Source organism: Mucilaginibacter sp. NFX135 (genome assembly GCF_048565145.1).
Classification (GTDB): domain Bacteria; phylum Bacteroidota; class Bacteroidia; order Sphingobacteriales; family Sphingobacteriaceae; genus Mucilaginibacter.
On sequence record NZ_CP183412.1, the window covers coordinates 1327632 to 1346021 of the forward strand.

An 18390-nucleotide genomic window follows, 5' to 3' on the forward strand; every position below is an offset into this window, starting at 1 on the left:
GTGCTGTAATGGCTTGCCGAAATATTTTCTTTTACAGGATTTATTCACTTTGAAACTCTTTTCTTGACTCTAATATCTTGCCTCTTGGACCTGGTTTCTAACTACCAGCTATCAGCTCTTTAAGTATTAATGTTAGTTTAGGTTCTGCTTCTTCGGCAATTTTTATAATATCTTCAACAACTACCGGTTCAAGCACATCAGTAAAACCTTCGTCGGTTAATACCGATATCGCGAATACGGGCAAACCCATGTGGTTTGCCACTATAACTTCGGGCACGGTACTCATGCCAACGGCATCGCCACCAATAATTTGTAAATACTTGTATTCTGCCTTGGTTTCCAGATTTGGCCCGGTAACAGCTACATAAACTCCTTTATGGCAAATAATATTGTTTGCTTTGGCTATTGTTAATGCTTTATCAATCAATGTACGCTGATAAGGCTGACTCATATCCGGAAAACGTGGTCCCAGTTCATTATCATTACGCCCCACCAATGGGTTTTGCGGCTGCAGGTTAATATGATCGGCAATGATCATCAGTTCGCCTTTTTTAAATTTTGGATTAAGCGACCCGCTGGCATTGGATACAAACAACGATTTAATACCCAGGTACTTCATCACCCTTACCGGGAAAGTGATCTGCTGCATGCTATAGCCTTCGTAATAGTGCAAACGGCCCTGCATGGCCACAACCTTTTTACCGGCCAGTGTGCCAAAAATTAATTTTCCGGAGTGAAATTCCAGCGTGGAGATCGGAAAATCGGGGATGTTGGAGTACATCAATTGTTTTTCGACCTCTATTTCTTTTACCAAGCCGCCAAGACCAGTACCTAAAATAATACCTATTTCAGGTTCAAAATCGCCAATGCGGCTTTTAATGTATTGGGCTGTGCTTTGAATATTTTCTAACATAATCTGTTACTAATTTATCAAACTGTTTTTGTTGGTTATTTAAAAACTCAACACCAATGGGCAATACCAAAATATTAAGTTTTTTCACCACCTGCTGCAGATCCTGTTCCCCTAAACGCTGTGCGTCCTTTTCTGTTGTGATGATCAGTTTTTTTTGTGCAGTGCAGGCCACAAAATCATCGGCAAGTTTACTGATATTTTTTAAGCTAAACTGGTGATGATCGGGATATTTATGATGGATGATGTGCGGTGTTTGCTTTTTTAGATGCTCCAGTAAAGGATGGGCATTGGCTATTCCCGTAAGCAGGAATACTGTTGTAGCATCATCCGTCATGGTATTGGTAGCCTTCCCGGCCAGATCCTGCAAAGGTAAATAGCTTATCGATGTAAAAAATACGGCCTGATGTGGTAGTGGATTTATCCGCATGATAACAGCTGCCTGTTGTTCTGAATCCAGCGTTGCAGGGCATTTACTGATCACCAAAATATCGGCACGTTTGCGCCCTGTAAAAGGTTCGCGCAGGTTGCCGGCGGGTAATAGCAAGCGTGGTTCATTAACCCGGTTATAGTCAAAAAGTAAAATGCTGAATCCCGGTTTCACGGCCCGGTGCTGGTAGGCATCATCCAGAATAATGAGATCATGTGATGTCTGTAATTGTTCAATGCCTTCTACCCGTTTTTCGGCTACGGCCACGGTAACGTTAGGGAATTTGTTTTTGAATTGTGCCGGTTCATCGCCTATCATTACAGCATCTGCCGGACTATTTGCCAGTAGGAACCCTTTTGTTTTACGACCGTAGCCCCGGCTTAAGGTGGCCAGTTTATAATTCCCTTTCAGTAAACGGATCAAATATTCAGTCATCGGGCTTTTACCCGCGCCACCTACATCCAGGTTGCCTACCGCGATCACGGGAATGTTAAACACCCTGCTCTTAAATAACCCCGTATTATAAAACCAATTACGGACAACCACCACCAGGCCATACAGCAACGAGAAGGGAAATAAAAGCCAGCGGAGGTATATCATAGGTAGATAAATGTCGACGTGATTTGGGAACTTGAAAAAACGAGTGTCATGCTGAGCTTGTCGAAGCATGGCGGGCAGGCCTCTCCGCACGATCCTTCGACAAGCTCAGGATGACAGGCCTTTCCCTTGTACGCGGTGACATTTTTATTCATTTATCCCAATAGTATCAAAAAAACAAATCTAAATATTTTTGAGCCCATTTTTATAACTTAGTGTTCCAACCATTATTTCCAATGAAGTTCAAACTACTTATACTTTTACTCGCCATTAAATCCTCTGCCTTCGCCCAAACCGACCATAAGCTTACACAACAACTCACCGACGCGGTGAAGGGATTTCACGGCCAGGTAGGCATCTATGTACAAAGCCTTAAAACAGGCAAAACGGCGGCCATTAATGCCGATACCCTGTTCCCGACGGCCAGTATGATCAAGGTGAGTATTCAATGCGGTTTGATGGATAAAATTGAAAAAGGCGAGCTGCAATACAACCAGAAGTTAGTTTACCGCGATTCGCTCTTGTATAAGGGAGAAGATATCTTGGGTTCCTTTAAAGATAAGGATACTATACAGCTCAGCAAAGTAGCCCTGCTCATGATCACTATGAGCGATAATACGGCAAGTACCTGGTTGCAAAAGCTGATAGGCGGCGAGTATATCAATAATTGGCTGCAGCAAAACGGATTTAAGGTAATGCGTGTAAACTCCCGTGTGCCCGGCCGTGAAGCCATTCGTGGTATTTATGGCTGGGGTGTAAGCACACCGTTTGAAATGTGCCGTCTGTTCACCATGATCAGGCAGGGTAAGGCGGTTAGCGCTGCCGCCAGCGAGCGTATGAGCCGTAATATGGCACGTATTTATTGGGACGAAAAAGCCCTGTCGCAAATACCGCCTTATGTGCAAACCATATCTAAACAGGGGGCTGTTGATGCCGCTAAATCAGAAACCGTGCTGGTGAGCGCTCCTCACGGCGATTATGTATTTTCTATCATGACCAATCATAACACCGATCAGCGCTGGGTGCCCGACAATGAAGCCAGCGTGCTCATCAAAAAAGTATCGGCCCTGCTATGGCACTACTTTGAACCAGGCAGCGATTGGAAGCCCGCCGAAGGGATAGATAAGTATATGAAGAATGAATAATCGTTAAGCCGAAAGTCACGGTTGAAAATCTTAAGTCTCGCTTTCTCCAGGAGCGTCAGTCTTTACAAGAGATAACCCTTGATGAAATATATTGCGAAATTCGGCAGCAAAACCCAGATAGGGAGTGTAGCCCAATCCCGAAGCGACGTATTATCTGCTTGACCAAGAACTTGGTAGCAGGGTGATCGAGATTTGCGAGACACTGCTGCAATTACAAACCAATGATGCACATGCCATTTTTGGAGCCCTTGACGACTTGAAACTCCGTTCTTCTATGACGCTGTTCGAAGCCGTACCGGCAGCCTATCCTATTATTCGTCAGGGTGATTGATAAATTTTATAACCGCCAGCGGGACGCTCGCACGCTGGAATTATTGAAACAACAAGCATGAAAAGTAAAAGTTCGGAATAGTCCTGTCATTATGCGATTTGCAGGTAGTGAAAATACGTAGTTCGGGGTAAACTACCCGTTCTGAAAATACTGAAAACCGTAAGCACCTAACACCTTGTTATTCTTTTATATGATAACATCAGCCATGAAAATAAAAGAACAAGCCATCTTTTTGTTGCTGGCCGGTCTGCTGACCGCCTGCGGTACCACTACAATGATCACCGGTTCCTGGCGTAAGGACAACGCCACTGCCAACGGCTACCAAAATATTTTTGTAGCGGCGATGACAAGCAATATCCCGGTTAAGCAAGCGGTAGAGAACGGACTCGAGCAGCAACTCCGCGAAAAGGGTTTAACCATTGAAAAAAGCGTAGATGTATTTCCGCCAAGCTTTAGTACGCAAACTGGCGCCAAACGGGAACTCGTGTTGAGCAAGATACAGAAAACCGGCGCTGATGGTATTCTGACCATAGCCCTGTTGCGTAAGGAAACTGAAAGCCGCTATATACCGGGTGGGGCCTACTATAATCCGGGCTTGCGTTTTGGGTATTACCACCGTTTTTGGAACTATTACAGCAATTGGAGTCCATATATCTATGCTCCTGGTTATTATGACCAGCAAAAGGTTTATTATTTAGAAACAAACCTCTATGACGCGAAGACCGAAGAACTGATCTGGGCAGCCCAGTCAAAAACTTATGATCCCACAAACCTGGATAGCTTTCTGAAAGGCTATATCAAGGCCATTGAAACGCAAATGATTAAAGACGGCCTGATCAACGCTAACCAAAAAACTCAATAATGAACATCCAGGAAATAGAACCCACGCCCTTATGGCTGCTGCAGAATATAACGGGCCGTCGACTGTTAGTCGGTTTATTAAAACTGGAACCGGAGGCCTTGATGGGCACCCGGTTCCAATTCCTGCGCAACAATCCACTGATACGGAGTGAAATGGAGTGTCCTTCATTACCCCGAACTAAAGCTTTCGAGGGTTCAGACCGCAGTCGGTGCCAGCGGCAGGCCATATTGGAATTTTTAAAATATCTGTTGCATAAAAAAAGCCACCCTGAAAGGTGGTCAAAACAATAGAACAACTTTTTAAATCATACTAACCAACATCGCGCATCGATAGTCAATATTATTTGCTTGAATAAATGTTATAAATCGAATTGCCACTGATGATCACCGTCTTCATTCTGAAATAACAGTGAAATATCTTCAGGTCGGTTAGGAAAGGCTTCGTCAACAATAAGCGAAACCTGTTGGCGAATTTGAGTGAAGTGTTTTTTAAAATCATCATCATGAAGTGCGATCAACACATGGCCGTCACCGCCGGTCACGCTGGCCCTTCCATTAAGACTAACACTCAGCACAGCTGCTACTTTTTCTGCCAATGAATTTTCTCCAGTCATATTGAGGTTTCTCCGGGGATTTTTAAAAGACCCTGCAGCATAGCCACTTTAATCAATTCTAACCCGTTCCGGGTACCAGTCTTTTGTAGCAGGGACAGCCGGTGCCCTTCCACCGTCCGCTTACTGGTAAACAGGCGATTGGCGACCTCGACATTGGTCATTCCATCGGCCAAAAGGCGCAGAACCTCTGATTCCCGTTCGGAAAGTTCCACTGATGGCTGCTTAGCACTTTCATCATTTTGCCGGATCAGCCGTGCCTGCAATTGTCTTGCCAATCCGGTGCAAATGAAATATTTTCCTTGCAGTACCTTTCTGACCGCATGGACAAGTTCATCGCTATCCGCTTCTTTTAAAAGATAACCCTTGACACCAGCCTGGAATGCTTCTGAAATATAGTATTCGCTGGTTTCTACGGTCAGCATGATCACACCGGCTTCCGGCACCAGTTGCTGAAATTCGCGCACAACATCAATGCCGCACATATCTCCCAAGTGTAGATCGCACAGTACAACATCAGGTTTCAGGCCCTTCCTGACCAATTCCAGCGCCTCTTTTCCGTTCTTTGCCAACCCGGTAATTACCAGTCCCGCTTCTTGTTCCAGGATATGACTTATGCCGGCGCGGACCACGCCATGATCTTCGATTATCAGAACTTTCTCCATAATCCATTACTTCTTTGAGTTTTAACAAAATAACGTGAGGGCAAGTTTGTGAGATAACTACGCAATATGAATGCGTAAAATACGTATAAAGCCGAAATAACTACGTCTGCCGTAAACGAATCAATTCGCCAGTGCAGGCCAATAGCTCCCATACATCGAAAGGTTTACTGACCAGGACTTGACACAACTTGCTTTCCCAAGCCGATTTGGCTTTAGGCCAGGCCGATAACATTATGATCGGCAGCTCTGCAAAATGCGCGAGTCTCCTGATCTGACAGCACAAATCGCGACCGTTACAATCGTTTTTCAAATAATAATCCGTAATGATCAGATCTGGCCGGCTGCTTTCCAACAGCCCGGCCAGATCTCTTACTTCTGCTACAGCAGTTACATGATAGCCTTCCGTTTCGAAAACCTCGGTCAGCAGATCTAACAACGCCGCGTCATCATCGATCAGCAGCAAACGCATATTCATCGGTAATTAGTTTCTGGACAAAATTACCGGTCACAGCGTCTTTTTGCGCCAGTATCGATGTTAACTGTAGACAGCCGGCCATTTCCAGCAGGATAAATAGCGTTTTCATACCATTAGCGTTTAGTACTGTCTTTTCTGGTACTATCGCTTTGGTGGGCAGTGTCGGCAGCCATTCCTGAACCCGTACCGCCATTGGCGCTGTCGGCATTTCCGCTGCTCATGGACGAAGTACTATCCGTACTGCTGTTATTATTCGTTTTACTTTGACAAGCTGTCAAACCGACACTCAACAATGCCACCAAAACTAAAATGTGCGTGAAGTTTTTCATATTATTATTTTTAAGTAAACTAATGGTAGAATAACATACTGTTTATCTGGGCGGTTTGGTGTTTAATTACGCATTCATAGCGGGTGAACTACCCGTTTCGGCAGTTTGCCCCATGTATTTACCGCCACAATTATTATTCATTTTCTCAAAATCTTCACTTAATAATTCTAATAAGGATAATTATTTACTTTTAAATTAAAACCATCCATATTATTACTTGTTTATCAGATACATCTAAAATAAATCTATGAGCACCAGAGGAGCAAAAGTGGAAAGAAACTCTGTATCGGAGCAACCACATGAATTGAAATATGAAGCACGCAAAAAAGGAACAACGGCAAAGAATGTAGCAGCAGCCAAGAAAGCAACAGGCTCTAACCAGCGAAGCGTGGTAGAGAAGAAACTGAATAAGTAAATAAGCGCCTGTGGGAGCTTTAGGCTAAACCGTAAATACCATGAAGAAAAAAAGAATAACTGATGACTCGCTTCATCCGGTAGGTAGCTTTGACCTGCCCAATCCAAAAGACATACTAAGCCAGTCGGACGTAAATAAAGGAATCAATACTATAAATTCAACCGACAAGCCGCATGCCGCGCTCGAAACTCCCGAAGGGAAGAACAATGGCGCCGAACCAGCTATTTTCAAAAATCAGCGCAAGGCGCACACTTGAACTAATAGGCTTTGGCTAACAGATCATTTTTCTTTGCTGTTGGGTTAGATAAGCAGATATAAAATTTATAGAAGTAATCAAACCCCGCTTTAGTCAAATCCTATATATTAACCATATGGTTACCGGTGCTTTCATGTGAGGCCGGCAGCTCATTCAGCTAATGTAATATCGGTCCGGGCACCAGCCAAATAAGAGCTGTTGAAGATGCGAGAATAAATGCAGCGGAGCTACCGGCGGTCACAGAATGTAATATCCTGCTTTCAAGATAAAAGAATCTCAAATAATTAATTAATTAATAAGAAATATTTTTAATTAATCACAACCTTGAAAGGTCTTCTTTGTTAATTGATTAATAGTTCTGCAAATTGAACGTGATTGAATTTATGACGTTATACATCATGATTCTACTCGGCGACAAAGCCACTTCAATTTTGCAGGATTAAGCAATAATTTATTAAACTGAAAAAAATGGAAATTGATAGGGCACGCGGAGTTTACACATCATATATCTTAAACGGGAACAAATATTCCTCATACATATTGGGTAACAGTATTAAGCAAATAAAATATATTTCTAACTTAAGAAACATAGGCGAAAAAATTGAAACTAAATTGCAACACATAAATACAATTGAAGATTATAGCAGTTTAAGCGATAAAGCTTTTTTGGAGAATTTACCTGTTATAACTCACCTGGCTTGTTACCTTTCTTTTATTGCACTTAAATCTAAAACGATATCGATTGAAGAGGTTGTTGGTGATGAGGGAATAATTCATGAACTGGCTCATTTAATGACTGATTCCATTCAAAAAGACAAGGCAACTATCAAAAGAATAAAGATAAATCTGCGTAATTTACAAAAATGCGCAATCGGGATATTCCCCTCGCATTAATCGCTGCAATGGCAGTTCTCATATTGCTTTAAAAAATCCAGAAGTCTTATATTATTGGGTATTGCCGCTATATTGAGTGTTCATCAAGCACATTATCCTGTATCATTCAATCAATCCGATTACAAGCAATACTGTTAAATCGTTAAATATCAAACTTGATCCATACTTTAAAAGTGATGGGCTGATTATACTGCCACTATAAACGACGAAATAATTCTTTACTGTCTCAAAATTACCATCGAATTTGACACTTAAAATAACATAGGCAATTTAGCGTACTGAATTTTCCTTGACTTTCGGATTTTCATGCGCTATGCATATATTAAATTTGTGAATTTGCCTTAAACTCCTGTTAATGGCAAGTGTAATGAACTTAAATTACCTTAAAATGATTATTATCATAAAAAAGTATAAAATTTTAAACCATAAACCATTAAATTATTACGATTATCATAAAAATGATAAAAAATTCAATTTTTATAGTGCTTAAAAATTGAAATATTGAATTAATTAGTTAATATTGTTATCATAATGCTTTAAGGTCGCAACTATAACGCGTTATAAATACAGTTTTTGCTTTAACATTTAAAAAAATCGTTATGTTTCAACCAACCATCGTAGTTGTTGGCAATGGAATGGTGGGTTATAAGTTTTGTGAAAAACTATTAGCCCGGTCATCACATTTCAATATCATTGTTTTTGGCGAAGAATCCCGAATTGCTTATGACAGGGTTCACCTCAGCGAATATTTTAACGGAAAAACAGCAAGCGACCTATCGTTATCTACCGACACATGGTATGCTGATAATGGCATAAAGTTATATCTTAACGATCCTGTTCAGGAGATAAACCGGGCAGAAAAAACTATTCATTCCCTGAAAGGGCTTACCATTAAATATGATTACCTGGTGCTGGCCACCGGATCATCGGCTTTTGTACCCGATATTCCGGGCGTTGAAAAAGAAGGCGTATTTGTTTACCGCACCATTGATGATCTGGAACTGATCAAAACTTATGCCGTCAATGCTAAAGTTGGCGCTGTAATGGGTGGCGGTCTTTTAGGTCTTGAGGCTGCAAAAGCACTGATAGATCTGGGTATTGAAGAAACGCACGTTATAGAGTTTGCCCCCCGTTTAATGCCGCGGCAAATAGATTCTGCAGGCAGTGGCATGTTGCTATCTAAATTAAAAAGCCTCGGTTTAAATATTCATCTCAATAAAAATACTGCAGCCTTTGTTGGCGATCACAAAATTGAAGCGTTAAAGTTTAATGATGATACCAGTTTGCCTATCGATATGATGGTAATATCTGCCGGCATCCGCCCGCGCGATGAACTGGCAAAACTGGCGGGACTGCATACCGGCACCCGCGGCGGCATCGTTGTTAACGAAAAAATGCAAACCAGCGATGAGTGCATTTTTGCCATAGGCGAGTGCGCACTTTACGAAGGCATGATATACGGTCTGGTAGCTCCAGGCTATGAAATGGCTGATGTTGTTGCCAGCTATTTATCGGGCAACGAGAAAGGGTTTTACGGGTACGACATGAGCACTAAGCTTAAATTGATTGGTGTTGATGTAGCCAGCTTTGGTGATGCTTTTGTCACTGAGCCAGATTGCCGCACCATTGTATTTGAGGATACCCATAAAGGAATATACAAACGCATCAACATTAGTAATGATGGCAAGTACCTGCTTGGCGGCATTTTAATTGGAGACGCTGATGCCTATAACATGCTCCTGCAAACGGTTAATAACAAAATTGCACTGCCGCCAAACCCGGAGGATCTGATACTGGGCCTACGCGGCGGCGAAGCTAATGAAGGTGCAGGTGTAATGAGTTTGCCTGATGATGCATTAATCTGCTCATGCGAGGCGGTAAGCAAATCAGCTATATGCTCGGCGGTAAACAGCGGCGCCTGCAGTGTTGATGATATTAAAAAATGCACCAAAGCAGGCACTGGTTGTGGCGGTTGTGTACCATTGGTAAAAGACCTGGTTACAGGCACCATGAAAGCCAATGGCCAATATGTTAAAAATGTAATATGCGAGCATTTTGAATATTCGCGCCAGGAACTGTTTGACCTGGTAAAAATAAACCAGGTTAAAAATTACGATCTGGTATTGGATCATTTTGGAAAGGGCGATGGCTGCGAGGTTTGCAAGCCTGTGGTAGCCAGCATCCTATCGAGTCTGTGGAATGATGTGATTGTAAAACAAGATACCATTCAGGATAGCAACGACCGCTACCTGGCTAACATACAAAAAGGCGGTACTTACTCGGTTGTTCCACGCATTCCCGGCGGCGAGATCACTCCTGATAAATTGATCGTGATTGGACAGGTGGCTAAAAAATATGGTCTTTATACCAAAATAACGGGTGGGCAGCGTATAGATATGTTTGGCGCGCATATTAATGATCTGCCAGAGATCTGGGAGGAATTAATTGATGCCGGTTTTGAGAGCGGGCATGCTTATGGCAAAGCGTTGCGTACGGTTAAGAGTTGTGTAGGTAGTACATGGTGCCGGTTTGGATTGCATGATAGTGTATCCTTTGCTATTGAAGTTGAAGAAAGATATAAAGGCATCCGTGCGCCGCACAAAATAAAAGGAGGCGTTAGCGGCTGTATTCGTGAATGCGCAGAAGCTCAGTCAAAAGACTTTGGCATAATTGCCACCGAAAAAGGCTGGAATCTGTATGTGTGCGGCAATGGAGGCTCAAAACCGCAACATGCGCAATTGCTGGCTACGGATGTTGATAATGCAACCTGCATCAAATACATCGATAGGTTCCTGATGTTTTACATTAAAACCGCCGACCCGCTTACCCGTACTGCAACCTGGCTTAATAAAATGGATGGCGGTATGAGTTACCTGAAAAATGTAGTAATTAACGATAGCCTGGGTATTGCCGAAAAGCTGGACGAGGAAATGCAGCAGCTGGTGGATACCTATCATTGCGAATGGAAAGAGGTTGTAGAAAATCCCGCTCTGCGTAAACGTTTCGCTCATTTTATTAATGCTCCGGAGGAGAAGGATCCTTCAGTAAAATTTGAAGCCATGCGCGAACAGGTAAAAGCAAAATGGTAATTATCATAAACTAAAAACATAACTATGGAAACAGTAGTAGATATTGAATGGGTTTTAGCTTGTTACACAGATGACGTTCCGGAGAACGGAGGTGCCTGTGTAAAACATGGCGATGAACAAATAGCGTTGTATAATTTTTCGCGCCGTGGTGAATGGTATGCCACACAAAATCTTTGCCCGCACAAACAGCAGATGGCGCTTTCGCGTGGCATGATAGGCAGTACTGGCGATGATTGTACTCCAAAAGTAGCTTGCCCGTTTCATAAAAAAGCTTTTTCATTAATCAGCGGCGAATGTCTTACAGGTGAAGAATATCAAATAAAAACCTACCCTGTAAAAGTTATTGATGGTAAGGTTTATATAGGGATCACCTAATTGAGTTTACGAAAAACCATACATTTCGGTATTTTTGCAAATAAAAATCCTTCAAAAGCTAAAAATTTTGGAGGATTTTTTATTTTAATCAAATTTATCTGATGCGAATACTTAGTTAAATGATATCAATTAATAATTGACGTAAATTTTTCGCATTTATATTATAACGAGTGATAAATTTTTTGATATCTCTATTAATTTATCGGTAATTAAATAAAAAAACCAATAAATAATTCAATAAAAATTAAAATACAGGTAATCTAAATAAATCAAATGTAAAATTTTCATTATAAAAATGTTATTTACGCTGTTTTTAAGATGTTATAAATTGATAATTTGATAAAAAAATGAATTTTTATGATTTAAATCATAAAAATTAGAAAATAACATTGTAAAAATTGATACATAGCATCAATTTGGATATATTTATGACAATAAAAAACGTAAAATAAAGGAATCATAAAATTTAAATGCCTATGGATATAAACATTTAAATACAAAACATAAAAAAGCCCTGCCGGGAGGTCGCATTCCCAGACAGGGTTAAACAGTTTTCATTGCTTTAACAAATAAAAAACTATCTCAAATGTACAAAAATGTATTAAACCAATACACTATTCCGACTATTGCATTTATTATTGTTTGCTTATCCTCTTTAAATGCAAATGCACAGCTCTCTTTTTCGGGACAATTACGAACAAGGGGCGAATTGAGGGATGGTTATGGTACCCTGCAAACCATAGGGTACAAAGATGCAGCGTTCATTTCGCAGCGAACGCGTTTAACGCTTGATTATAAATCGAGCAAGCTTATTTTCCATACCTCGGTTCAGGATGTCAGGCTATGGGGGCAGGATGCATCGACCATAACTGCTGCTGACGGCAATAAACTGAGTCTGCATGAAGCCTGGGCCGAAATTATTTTATCAAACAAAAAAGATACTTCCTTTAAAGTTTCTCCTGTTGATTATTTTGCTATCAAAGTCGGTCGGCAGGAGTTGGTTTATGACGATGAACGCCTGCTGGGTAACCTGGATTGGACACAACAGGGACGACGCCACGATGCCATTGTGTTAAAATTATTACAAAATGGCTGGCAGCTTGATCTCGGCGCGGCATTTAACCAAAACTCCGACGCTATTAATTATAATGGCACCTTTTATACTCCCGCAAATATCCCCGCTACAGTAAAAGACAGTAAAGGCAACCTGGTAAATACCCCTGCAAACCTGATCCCGTTTGTCAACAGTGCCGGACTGAGTGCTAAAAATGGCAACCCCGCTTATTTAAACTCTCCAGGCAGTAATGCAGCCACTCAAAACTACAAAGCTTTGGAGTATTTGTATGTGGCCAAAAAGTTTAGTAAAACCAAGATATCAGGCTTGTTCCTGGCCGATCAGTTTAGTAAATACATACTGGATTCGGTTAAAAATACTTCGGGCACCGATGTGGGCTACGTATATGGCAAACGCTTTAACCAAACAGGTGTCAATACCCGTTATACTACCGGGTTGTTAATCAATCCGGCTTTTGGCGATAAAAATCAGCTGGCATTAACCGGCGGGTTTTACTACCAGGGTGGTCATGACCGTGATGGATTGGAATTAAGCGCCTATACTATTACAACATCAATCACCTATAAGCCAAATCAGCTAAGCTATACTGCCGGCTGGGATTACCTTTCGGGCAATGATGCTTTCTCTACCTCAAAAACCAATCACCGTTTTGACCCATTGTATGGCACGCCACATAAGTTTTGGGGATACATGGATTATTTTTATGCGGTAAGCGGTTCGCCAACAGGGGGCTTGAGTAACCCGTACTTAAAAATAAAGTATACCTCATCAAACAGCAGGTTTACAACGGAGCTGGCCAACCACTATTTTATGCTGGCTAAAGATCAGAAAGACGTTAATGGCCAGCCGGTAAGTAAATACCTCGGCACCGAATTCGACCTTACCACCGGCTATAAATTAAATAAGTTTACAGGTATTGATTTGGGCCTCTCCTACATGGCGGCTACTCGTAGCATGGAATACGCTAAAAATATAACGCCCGGGACCGCCAATTTGAAGCCGGTATGGGCCTACCTGCAGATTAACATTAAACCCGAATTTTTAAATAAATAAACCCTGCTATTAAATTCAAAAATTATGGAAAATCAACTGACTAAACTCAATATATTCTCGCTCAAAGGTGTGCAAATGCGCACATTCCACATTACCTGGCTGATGTTTTTTGTGTGCTTTTTTGGCTGGTTTGGCCTGGCTCCGCTAATGCCAACCATTCGTACCGAGCTGCATTTAACTAAGGGTCAGGTGGGTAATATCATCATCGCTTCGGTGTCGGCAACTATTATAGCACGCCTTATTATCGGTAAACTTTGCGATACCTGGGGACCGCGCAAAACAGCAATCCGGCTATTGTTAGTGGGTTCGCTCCCGGTATTTTTTGTGGGCCTGGCGCATGATTATACTACCTTTTTATTATTCAGACTATCTATCGGTATTATCGGTGCTTCGTTTGTGATCACACAGTTCCATACCTCTATGATGTTTGCACCGCAGTTAAAAGGAACGGCAAACGCGGTAACCGGCGGCTGGGGCAATCTGGGCGGTGGCGTAACCAATATGGTAATGCCTTTAATATTTGCGGCCATAGTTGGTTTTGGTCATACTAAGGCCGAGGCCTGGCGTTATGCCATGATCGTGCCAGGAGTAATGATGCTGATCATCGCTTATCTATATTATAAATACACTAAGGATACGCCCAACGGCAACTACGATGAAGTTGGTTACACACAAGGCAAATCATCCAAAACCGACTGGAGTGTACTGGCTGACTGGCGTATCTGGGCCCTGACTATGGCCTACGCCATGTGTTTTGGCATGGAGATCACTTTCGATAACGTGGCCTCCCTGCATTTTGTCGATTCATTTCATCTGTCGCAAAGTCAGGCTGGTTTTTGGGCGGGCATATTCGGTTTTATGAACTTGTTTGCCCGTGCATTGGGCGGTATCGTATCAGACAGGGTTGGTCGCAAGTTTGGTATGCGTGGCAAGGGTTTGCTATTGGCAGGTGTGCTATTATTTGAGGGCCTCGGGCTGATATTGTTCGCGCAATCAGGCACCTTGCTGGCGGCTATTGTTTCCATGTTATCATTCGCGCTTTTCCTAAAAATGGCTAATGGCGCTACTTATGGCATTGTGCCATTTGTAAACACCAAGAATGTGGGTTTAGTAAGCGGCATAGTTGGCGCAGGTGGAAATTTCGGCGGGATGTTGTTCGGCTTCCTGTTCAAGTCAAATTCCATTACTTATGTACAGGCATTTACCTATATCGGCTATACGGTTATTGCTGTGGCCTTAGTTGTTTTCATTACCCGTTTTTATAAACAAACAGTTCCCAGTACAGAAACTGACCCGGTAATAGCGGGCAGTATCGCATAAACATATGAGCTTAAAGGCATCATCATCAAAAAACAGGTTAACCGCCAATGCCGTAACCTCTACCTGCTGCTATTGCGGGGTGGGTTGCGGCGTTGTGCTGAATAAGGATAAAAACGGCAGTGTTACACTACAGGGCGATAAAGATCACCCGGTAAATAAAGGTATGCTGTGCAGCAAAGGCATGAACCTGCATTATACCGTGAATGATAAAAGCGACCGCCTGCTTTACCCGCAAATGCGCTACAACAAAAGTATGCCCATGCAGCAGGTGAGCTGGGATGAGGCACTTGACCGTACCGCCGCTGTTTTTAAAACTTTCATCGAAAAATACGGCCCCGATTCTGTGGCATTTTATGCTTCAGGTCAGTGTTTAACCGAGGAGTATTATGTAGTTAATAAACTGATGAAGGGTTTTATCGGCAGTAATAACCTGGATACTAATTCCCGTTTATGCATGAGCAGCGCAGTGGTTGCCTATAAAATTGCGTTAGGGGAGGATAGTGTGCCGCTTTGTTATGATGATATTGAACTGGCTGATTGCTTTTACATTATGGGAGGCAACCCGGCCTGGTGCCATCCTATTTTATGGCGTAGGGTAGAAGCCCACAAAGCCGCCAATCCCGACACAAAAATTATTGTGGTTGATCCGCGGGCTACGGATACCTGTGCCATTGCTGATCTGCATTTGCAGATAAATCCGGGTACTGATATTACGCTGAACCATGCTATCGGTCGCTTGCTGATCGAGAATGGCGATATCGATATCAACTTTATAAATAATCATGCCGAAGGCTTTGAACAATACAGCGCTATTGTTTTTGAAAAAACGCTGACTGAGGCATCTCAAATTTGCGGACTGAGTGAAAGTAGCATTCGCCTGGCTGCAAAATATATTGGGGAAGCCAAAGGCTTTATTACCATGTGGACAATGGGGCTTAACCAAAGCGCCATAGGAGTAAACAAAAATCTGAGCCTTATTAATCTCAACCTCATCACCGGGCATATTGGTAAACCCGGCTCTGGCCCTTTATCATTAACGGGACAGCCCAATGCTATGGGCGGCAGGGAAGTTGGTGGATTGTCCAACATGCTCCCGGCTCATCGCAACCTGGGTAATCCGCTGCACCGGGAAGAGGTGCAAAAATTCTGGGGTGGTACTACCATTCAATCCAAGCCCGGATTAACTGCTACAGAGATGTTTGAGGCCTTGAATGATGGCCGATTAAAAGCGATTTGGATCATATGCACCAATCCGCTTACCAGCCTTCCCAACGTTCGCCTGGCCGAAGAAGCTTTAAAGAAAGCGAAGTTTGTGGTAGTACAGGAGATCAGCAACAAGCCCGAAACTTTAGCTTATGCCGATGTGATACTTCCGGCAGCAGCCTGGGCCGAAAAGGAGGGCACCATGACCAATTCTGAACGGCGCATCAGTTATTTAAACAAACTGATTGACCCTCCCGGCGAGGCCCTGCCCGATGCCGAGATTATTTGCTGCTTTGCCCGCAAAATGGGCTATAAAGGTTTTAATTTTGAAAGCCCGGCAGACATTTATGCCGAACACGTAAAGCTTACCGCCAAAACCAATATCGATATCAGCGGCCTGAGTTATGCCGTTTTGAAAGAGCAAAAAACGGTGCAATGGCCCTATAAAAAGAAAAGCCCGGCCAAAGGCACACCGCGCTTATTTACAGACCATATTTTTTATACTCCATCAACAAAAGCGGTGATCAGTCCGGTTGCGGATACTTTAACCAGCGAGGCGCCGGATGATGATTACCCATTCATCCTCACTACGGGCCGCATCCGCGACCAATGGCATACCATGAGTAAAACGGGTAAGGTAAATAAGCTCAATCAGCATTATAAACAAGCCTTTTTAGAGATCCACCCAGATGATGCTGCCGCTTTAAAGCTCAATGAGGGTGATATTACCGTTATTACCTCACGCCGGGGCGAAGTGCGTGTGCAGGCTAAGCTAAGCACCCAAATAAAACAGGGCGTGGTGTTTTTGCCGATGCACTGGGGAAAAATTTTAAATAACGACCTGAACCGGGCCAATAATGTGACCAGCGACAGGGTGGATCCGATATCCAAAGAGCCCGATTTTAAGTTTTGTGCCGTAAATCTTAAAAAATATAAAAAACCTTTTCAGCGTATTGTGGTGGTGGGCGCAGGCGCGGGGGCCTATGGCTTTGTAAAATCATACCGGGAATTAAACCCCGATGATGAGATCACGATATTCAGCAAAGAGAACCATCCATTTTATAACCGCGTTATGCTACCCGACTATATCAGTGGCGAACAATCATGGGAGCAGCTAGTGAAGATGAAGGATTCGGAAGAGCCTGCCTACAACATCAAAATGCTGCGGGGCGTAAGTATCGAAAAGGTGGACCGTACTAACAAACAGGTTACGGATTCGCGTGGTATTAAAACCTCATATGATATACTATTGCTGGCTACAGGTAGCAGGGCATCGGTACCTAAAAATGTGCCATCGTTGCCGGGTATATTCACCATGCGCAGCCGTAACGATGCCGATGGTTTCATCAAACATGTGCCACAGGGTGGTCATGTGGTTATTGTAGGCGGGGGTTTGCTGGGGCTCGAAATGGCTGCGTCGCTAAGAGAAATTGGGATGCGCATCACCATTGTACAACGTGTTTCGCGCTTTTTAAATAGGCAACTGGATGTGCTGGGCAGTCAGCTTTTGGCTGAGGAAATGGCCGACCAGGGCTGCGATATTTATTATGACGATGAGGTGCAGCTGTTTTATGGCAGATCAAAATTAACCGGGGTGGGCTTAAAAAGTGGTAACAAAATAGACTGTGATGCCATGATCCTGGCTATAGGAACCACGCCCAACCTGGAAATAGCTAAAGACTGCGGTCTGGAATGTAAACGCGGCGTTATTGTGAATGAACGCATGCAAACCAGCGACCCCGACATTTATGCCATTGGCGAAATTGCCGAGTTTGAAGGCACCATGTACGGCATCACCGCCGCCGCCGAGCAACAGGCCGAAGTGATGGCCAAATATATGAATGGCGATATTGCCAGTTATTACAAAGGCACACTGTTCATGAATATCATTAAAATTCATGGGTTCGATCTGTGCAGCATTGGTTTGTCTGAATGCCCGGATAACCAGCATTATGAAGAGATCGTTTTTATCGACAAGGCCAAACGCTATTATAAAAAATGCATCATTCATCAGGATCGGCTGGTTGGCACCATACTTATTGGCGACAAAAGTGAGTTCCTGGAATTTAAAGAGCTGATAGCCAATAAAACTGAGTTAAGCGAAAAACGCATACAGCTTTTACGTAGCGGTAATAAAACCGAACCGGTGCTGGGCAAGCTGGTATGCAGCTGTAACAATGTAGGCAGCGAAAATATCCAGAACAAAATAGCATCAGGCTGCAATAACCTGAAAGATCTGTGCAGCGCTACGGGCGCGGGTACCGGTTGCGGATCATGTCGTCCGGAAGTAAAACGATTATTAGAAGAAATGCTTAAAGCTGAGGTAGTCATAAAATGAGGAAGTAAAGCAGTTAGA

Annotated in this window: 18 protein-coding genes and 1 pseudogene; 12 read left to right on the plus strand and 7 right to left on the minus strand. The window is 42.9% G+C overall.

Annotated features, from left to right (window positions below; translation table 11 throughout):
• Positions 1-97: 97 nt before the first annotated feature.
• Together ACNURT_RS05780 and lpxK are read right to left on the minus strand one after the other, a co-directional pair.
• A complete protein-coding gene (locus tag ACNURT_RS05780) occupies positions 98-913 on the minus strand; it encodes a purine-nucleoside phosphorylase (protein WP_419700928.1) in 816 nt (271 codons plus the stop codon).
• Positions 876-1940: a tetraacyldisaccharide 4'-kinase gene (gene lpxK, locus ACNURT_RS05785; RefSeq protein ID WP_419700929.1), complete on the minus strand. Its 1065-nt coding sequence runs from the start codon at positions 1938-1940 to the stop codon at positions 876-878. Before lpxK ends, ACNURT_RS05780 begins: the two co-directional genes overlap by 38 nt.
• 233 nt (positions 1941-2173) lie before the next feature.
• On the opposite strand from lpxK, the gene ACNURT_RS05790 reads away from it, so the two are divergent.
• From ACNURT_RS05790 to ACNURT_RS05805, 4 genes and pseudogenes are all read left to right on the plus strand, one after another.
• On the plus strand, positions 2174-3082 hold the full coding sequence (locus tag ACNURT_RS05790) for a serine hydrolase (RefSeq protein WP_419700930.1): 909 nt from the start codon (positions 2174-2176) through the stop codon (positions 3080-3082).
• 151 nt (positions 3083-3233) lie between these two features.
• Positions 3234-3413, plus strand: a pseudogene (locus ACNURT_RS05795) (DUF1810 family protein); the annotation flags it as partial.
• A 205-nt stretch (positions 3414-3618) separates the two neighbouring features.
• Positions 3619-4275, plus strand: coding sequence for a hypothetical protein (locus ACNURT_RS05800; protein ID WP_419700931.1), 657 nt, complete (start codon positions 3619-3621; stop codon positions 4273-4275).
• Positions 4275-4565, plus strand: coding sequence for a hypothetical protein (locus ACNURT_RS05805; RefSeq protein WP_419700932.1), 291 nt, complete (start codon positions 4275-4277; stop codon positions 4563-4565). Before ACNURT_RS05800 ends, ACNURT_RS05805 begins: the two co-directional genes overlap by 1 nt.
• A gap of 68 nt (positions 4566-4633) precedes the next feature.
• Here the strand turns inward: ACNURT_RS05805 and ACNURT_RS05810 are convergent, their stop codons facing one another.
• From ACNURT_RS05810 to ACNURT_RS05830, 5 genes are all read right to left on the minus strand, one after another.
• Positions 4634-4888 (minus strand): hypothetical protein, encoded by a 255-nt coding sequence (locus tag ACNURT_RS05810; RefSeq protein ID WP_419700933.1) that lies wholly within the window; start codon positions 4886-4888, stop codon positions 4634-4636.
• The gene (locus tag ACNURT_RS05815; protein WP_419700934.1) at positions 4885-5550 is read right to left on the minus strand and encodes a response regulator; all 666 of its coding nucleotides are present in this window, start codon (positions 5548-5550) and stop codon (positions 4885-4887) included. The genes ACNURT_RS05810 and ACNURT_RS05815 overlap by 4 nt, the downstream gene beginning before the upstream one ends.
• Positions 5551-5650: 100 nt before the next feature.
• Positions 5651-6019 (minus strand): response regulator, encoded by a 369-nt coding sequence (locus tag ACNURT_RS05820; protein ID WP_419700935.1) that lies wholly within the window; start codon positions 6017-6019, stop codon positions 5651-5653.
• Entirely contained in the window at positions 5997-6134 is a 138-nt protein-coding gene (locus ACNURT_RS05825) for a hypothetical protein (protein ID WP_419700936.1), read from the minus strand. The genes ACNURT_RS05820 and ACNURT_RS05825 overlap by 23 nt, the downstream gene beginning before the upstream one ends.
• A gap of 4 nt (positions 6135-6138) precedes the next feature.
• Entirely contained in the window at positions 6139-6354 is a 216-nt protein-coding gene (locus ACNURT_RS05830) for a hypothetical protein (protein WP_419700937.1), read from the minus strand.
• Positions 6355-6601: 247 nt separating this feature from the next.
• Here ACNURT_RS05830 and ACNURT_RS05835 point away from each other — a divergent pair, with 247 nt between their 5' ends.
• The 8 genes from ACNURT_RS05835 to ACNURT_RS05870 all read left to right on the plus strand — a co-directional run bounded on the left by ACNURT_RS05835 (position 6602) and on the right by ACNURT_RS05870 (position 18372).
• The gene (locus ACNURT_RS05835) at positions 6602-6769 is read left to right on the plus strand and encodes a hypothetical protein (RefSeq protein ID WP_419700938.1); all 168 of its coding nucleotides are present in this window, start codon (positions 6602-6604) and stop codon (positions 6767-6769) included.
• A gap of 40 nt (positions 6770-6809) precedes the next feature.
• Entirely contained in the window at positions 6810-7025 is a 216-nt protein-coding gene (locus tag ACNURT_RS05840; RefSeq protein ID WP_419700939.1) for a hypothetical protein, read from the plus strand.
• Between the two features lie 468 nt (positions 7026-7493).
• On the plus strand, positions 7494-7919 hold the full coding sequence (locus ACNURT_RS05845; RefSeq protein WP_419700940.1) for a hypothetical protein: 426 nt from the start codon (positions 7494-7496) through the stop codon (positions 7917-7919).
• 599 nt (positions 7920-8518) lie between these two features.
• The gene (gene nirB, locus ACNURT_RS05850; protein ID WP_419700941.1) at positions 8519-11008 is read left to right on the plus strand and encodes a nitrite reductase large subunit NirB; all 2490 of its coding nucleotides are present in this window, start codon (positions 8519-8521) and stop codon (positions 11006-11008) included.
• A 24-nt stretch (positions 11009-11032) separates the two neighbouring features.
• Entirely contained in the window at positions 11033-11383 is a 351-nt protein-coding gene (gene nirD / locus ACNURT_RS05855; RefSeq protein WP_370998968.1) for a nitrite reductase small subunit NirD, read from the plus strand.
• A gap of 586 nt (positions 11384-11969) precedes the next feature.
• Entirely contained in the window at positions 11970-13511 is a 1542-nt protein-coding gene (locus ACNURT_RS05860) for an alginate export family protein (protein ID WP_419700942.1), read from the plus strand.
• A gap of 24 nt (positions 13512-13535) precedes the next feature.
• Complete coding sequence (locus ACNURT_RS05865) at positions 13536-14831, plus strand: MFS transporter (RefSeq protein ID WP_419700943.1); 1296 nt, start codon at positions 13536-13538, stop codon at positions 14829-14831.
• A 4-nt stretch (positions 14832-14835) separates the two neighbouring features.
• A complete protein-coding gene (locus tag ACNURT_RS05870; protein ID WP_419700944.1) occupies positions 14836-18372 on the plus strand; it encodes a molybdopterin-dependent oxidoreductase in 3537 nt (1178 codons plus the stop codon).
• Positions 18373-18390: the final 18 nt, after the last annotated feature.

What these genes read in the sequence shown, in the direction of transcription:
- nirB (WP_419700941.1), top strand. Translation starts at nt 8,519, where the DNA reads ATGTTTCAACCAACCATCGTAGTTGTTGGCAATGGAATGGTGGGTTAT.
- ACNURT_RS05815 (WP_419700934.1), bottom strand. Translation starts at nt 5,550, where the DNA reads ATGGAGAAAGTTCTGATAATCGAAGATCATGGCGTGGTCCGCGCCGGC.
- nirD (WP_370998968.1), top strand. Translation starts at nt 11,033, where the DNA reads ATGGAAACAGTAGTAGATATTGAATGGGTTTTAGCTTGTTACACAGAT.
- ACNURT_RS05790 (WP_419700930.1), top strand. Translation starts at nt 2,174, where the DNA reads ATGAAGTTCAAACTACTTATACTTTTACTCGCCATTAAATCCTCTGCC.
- ACNURT_RS05830 (WP_419700937.1), bottom strand. Translation starts at nt 6,354, where the DNA reads ATGAAAAACTTCACGCACATTTTAGTTTTGGTGGCATTGTTGAGTGTC.
- ACNURT_RS05835 (WP_419700938.1), top strand. Translation starts at nt 6,602, where the DNA reads ATGAGCACCAGAGGAGCAAAAGTGGAAAGAAACTCTGTATCGGAGCAA.
- ACNURT_RS05865 (WP_419700943.1), top strand. Translation starts at nt 13,536, where the DNA reads ATGGAAAATCAACTGACTAAACTCAATATATTCTCGCTCAAAGGTGTG.
- ACNURT_RS05825 (WP_419700936.1), bottom strand. Translation starts at nt 6,134, where the DNA reads ATGAAAACGCTATTTATCCTGCTGGAAATGGCCGGCTGTCTACAGTTA.
- ACNURT_RS05805 (WP_419700932.1), top strand. Translation starts at nt 4,275, where the DNA reads ATGAACATCCAGGAAATAGAACCCACGCCCTTATGGCTGCTGCAGAAT.
- ACNURT_RS05840 (WP_419700939.1), top strand. Translation starts at nt 6,810, where the DNA reads ATGAAGAAAAAAAGAATAACTGATGACTCGCTTCATCCGGTAGGTAGC.
- lpxK (WP_419700929.1), bottom strand. Translation starts at nt 1,940, where the DNA reads ATGATATACCTCCGCTGGCTTTTATTTCCCTTCTCGTTGCTGTATGGC.
- ACNURT_RS05845 (WP_419700940.1), top strand. Translation starts at nt 7,494, where the DNA reads ATGGAAATTGATAGGGCACGCGGAGTTTACACATCATATATCTTAAAC.
- ACNURT_RS05860 (WP_419700942.1), top strand. Translation starts at nt 11,970, where the DNA reads ATGTACAAAAATGTATTAAACCAATACACTATTCCGACTATTGCATTT.
- ACNURT_RS05820 (WP_419700935.1), bottom strand. Translation starts at nt 6,019, where the DNA reads ATGCGTTTGCTGCTGATCGATGATGACGCGGCGTTGTTAGATCTGCTG.
- ACNURT_RS05780 (WP_419700928.1), bottom strand. Translation starts at nt 913, where the DNA reads ATGTTAGAAAATATTCAAAGCACAGCCCAATACATTAAAAGCCGCATT.
- ACNURT_RS05810 (WP_419700933.1), bottom strand. Translation starts at nt 4,888, where the DNA reads ATGACTGGAGAAAATTCATTGGCAGAAAAAGTAGCAGCTGTGCTGAGT.
- ACNURT_RS05870 (WP_419700944.1), top strand. Translation starts at nt 14,836, where the DNA reads ATGAGCTTAAAGGCATCATCATCAAAAAACAGGTTAACCGCCAATGCC.
- ACNURT_RS05800 (WP_419700931.1), top strand. Translation starts at nt 3,619, where the DNA reads ATGAAAATAAAAGAACAAGCCATCTTTTTGTTGCTGGCCGGTCTGCTG.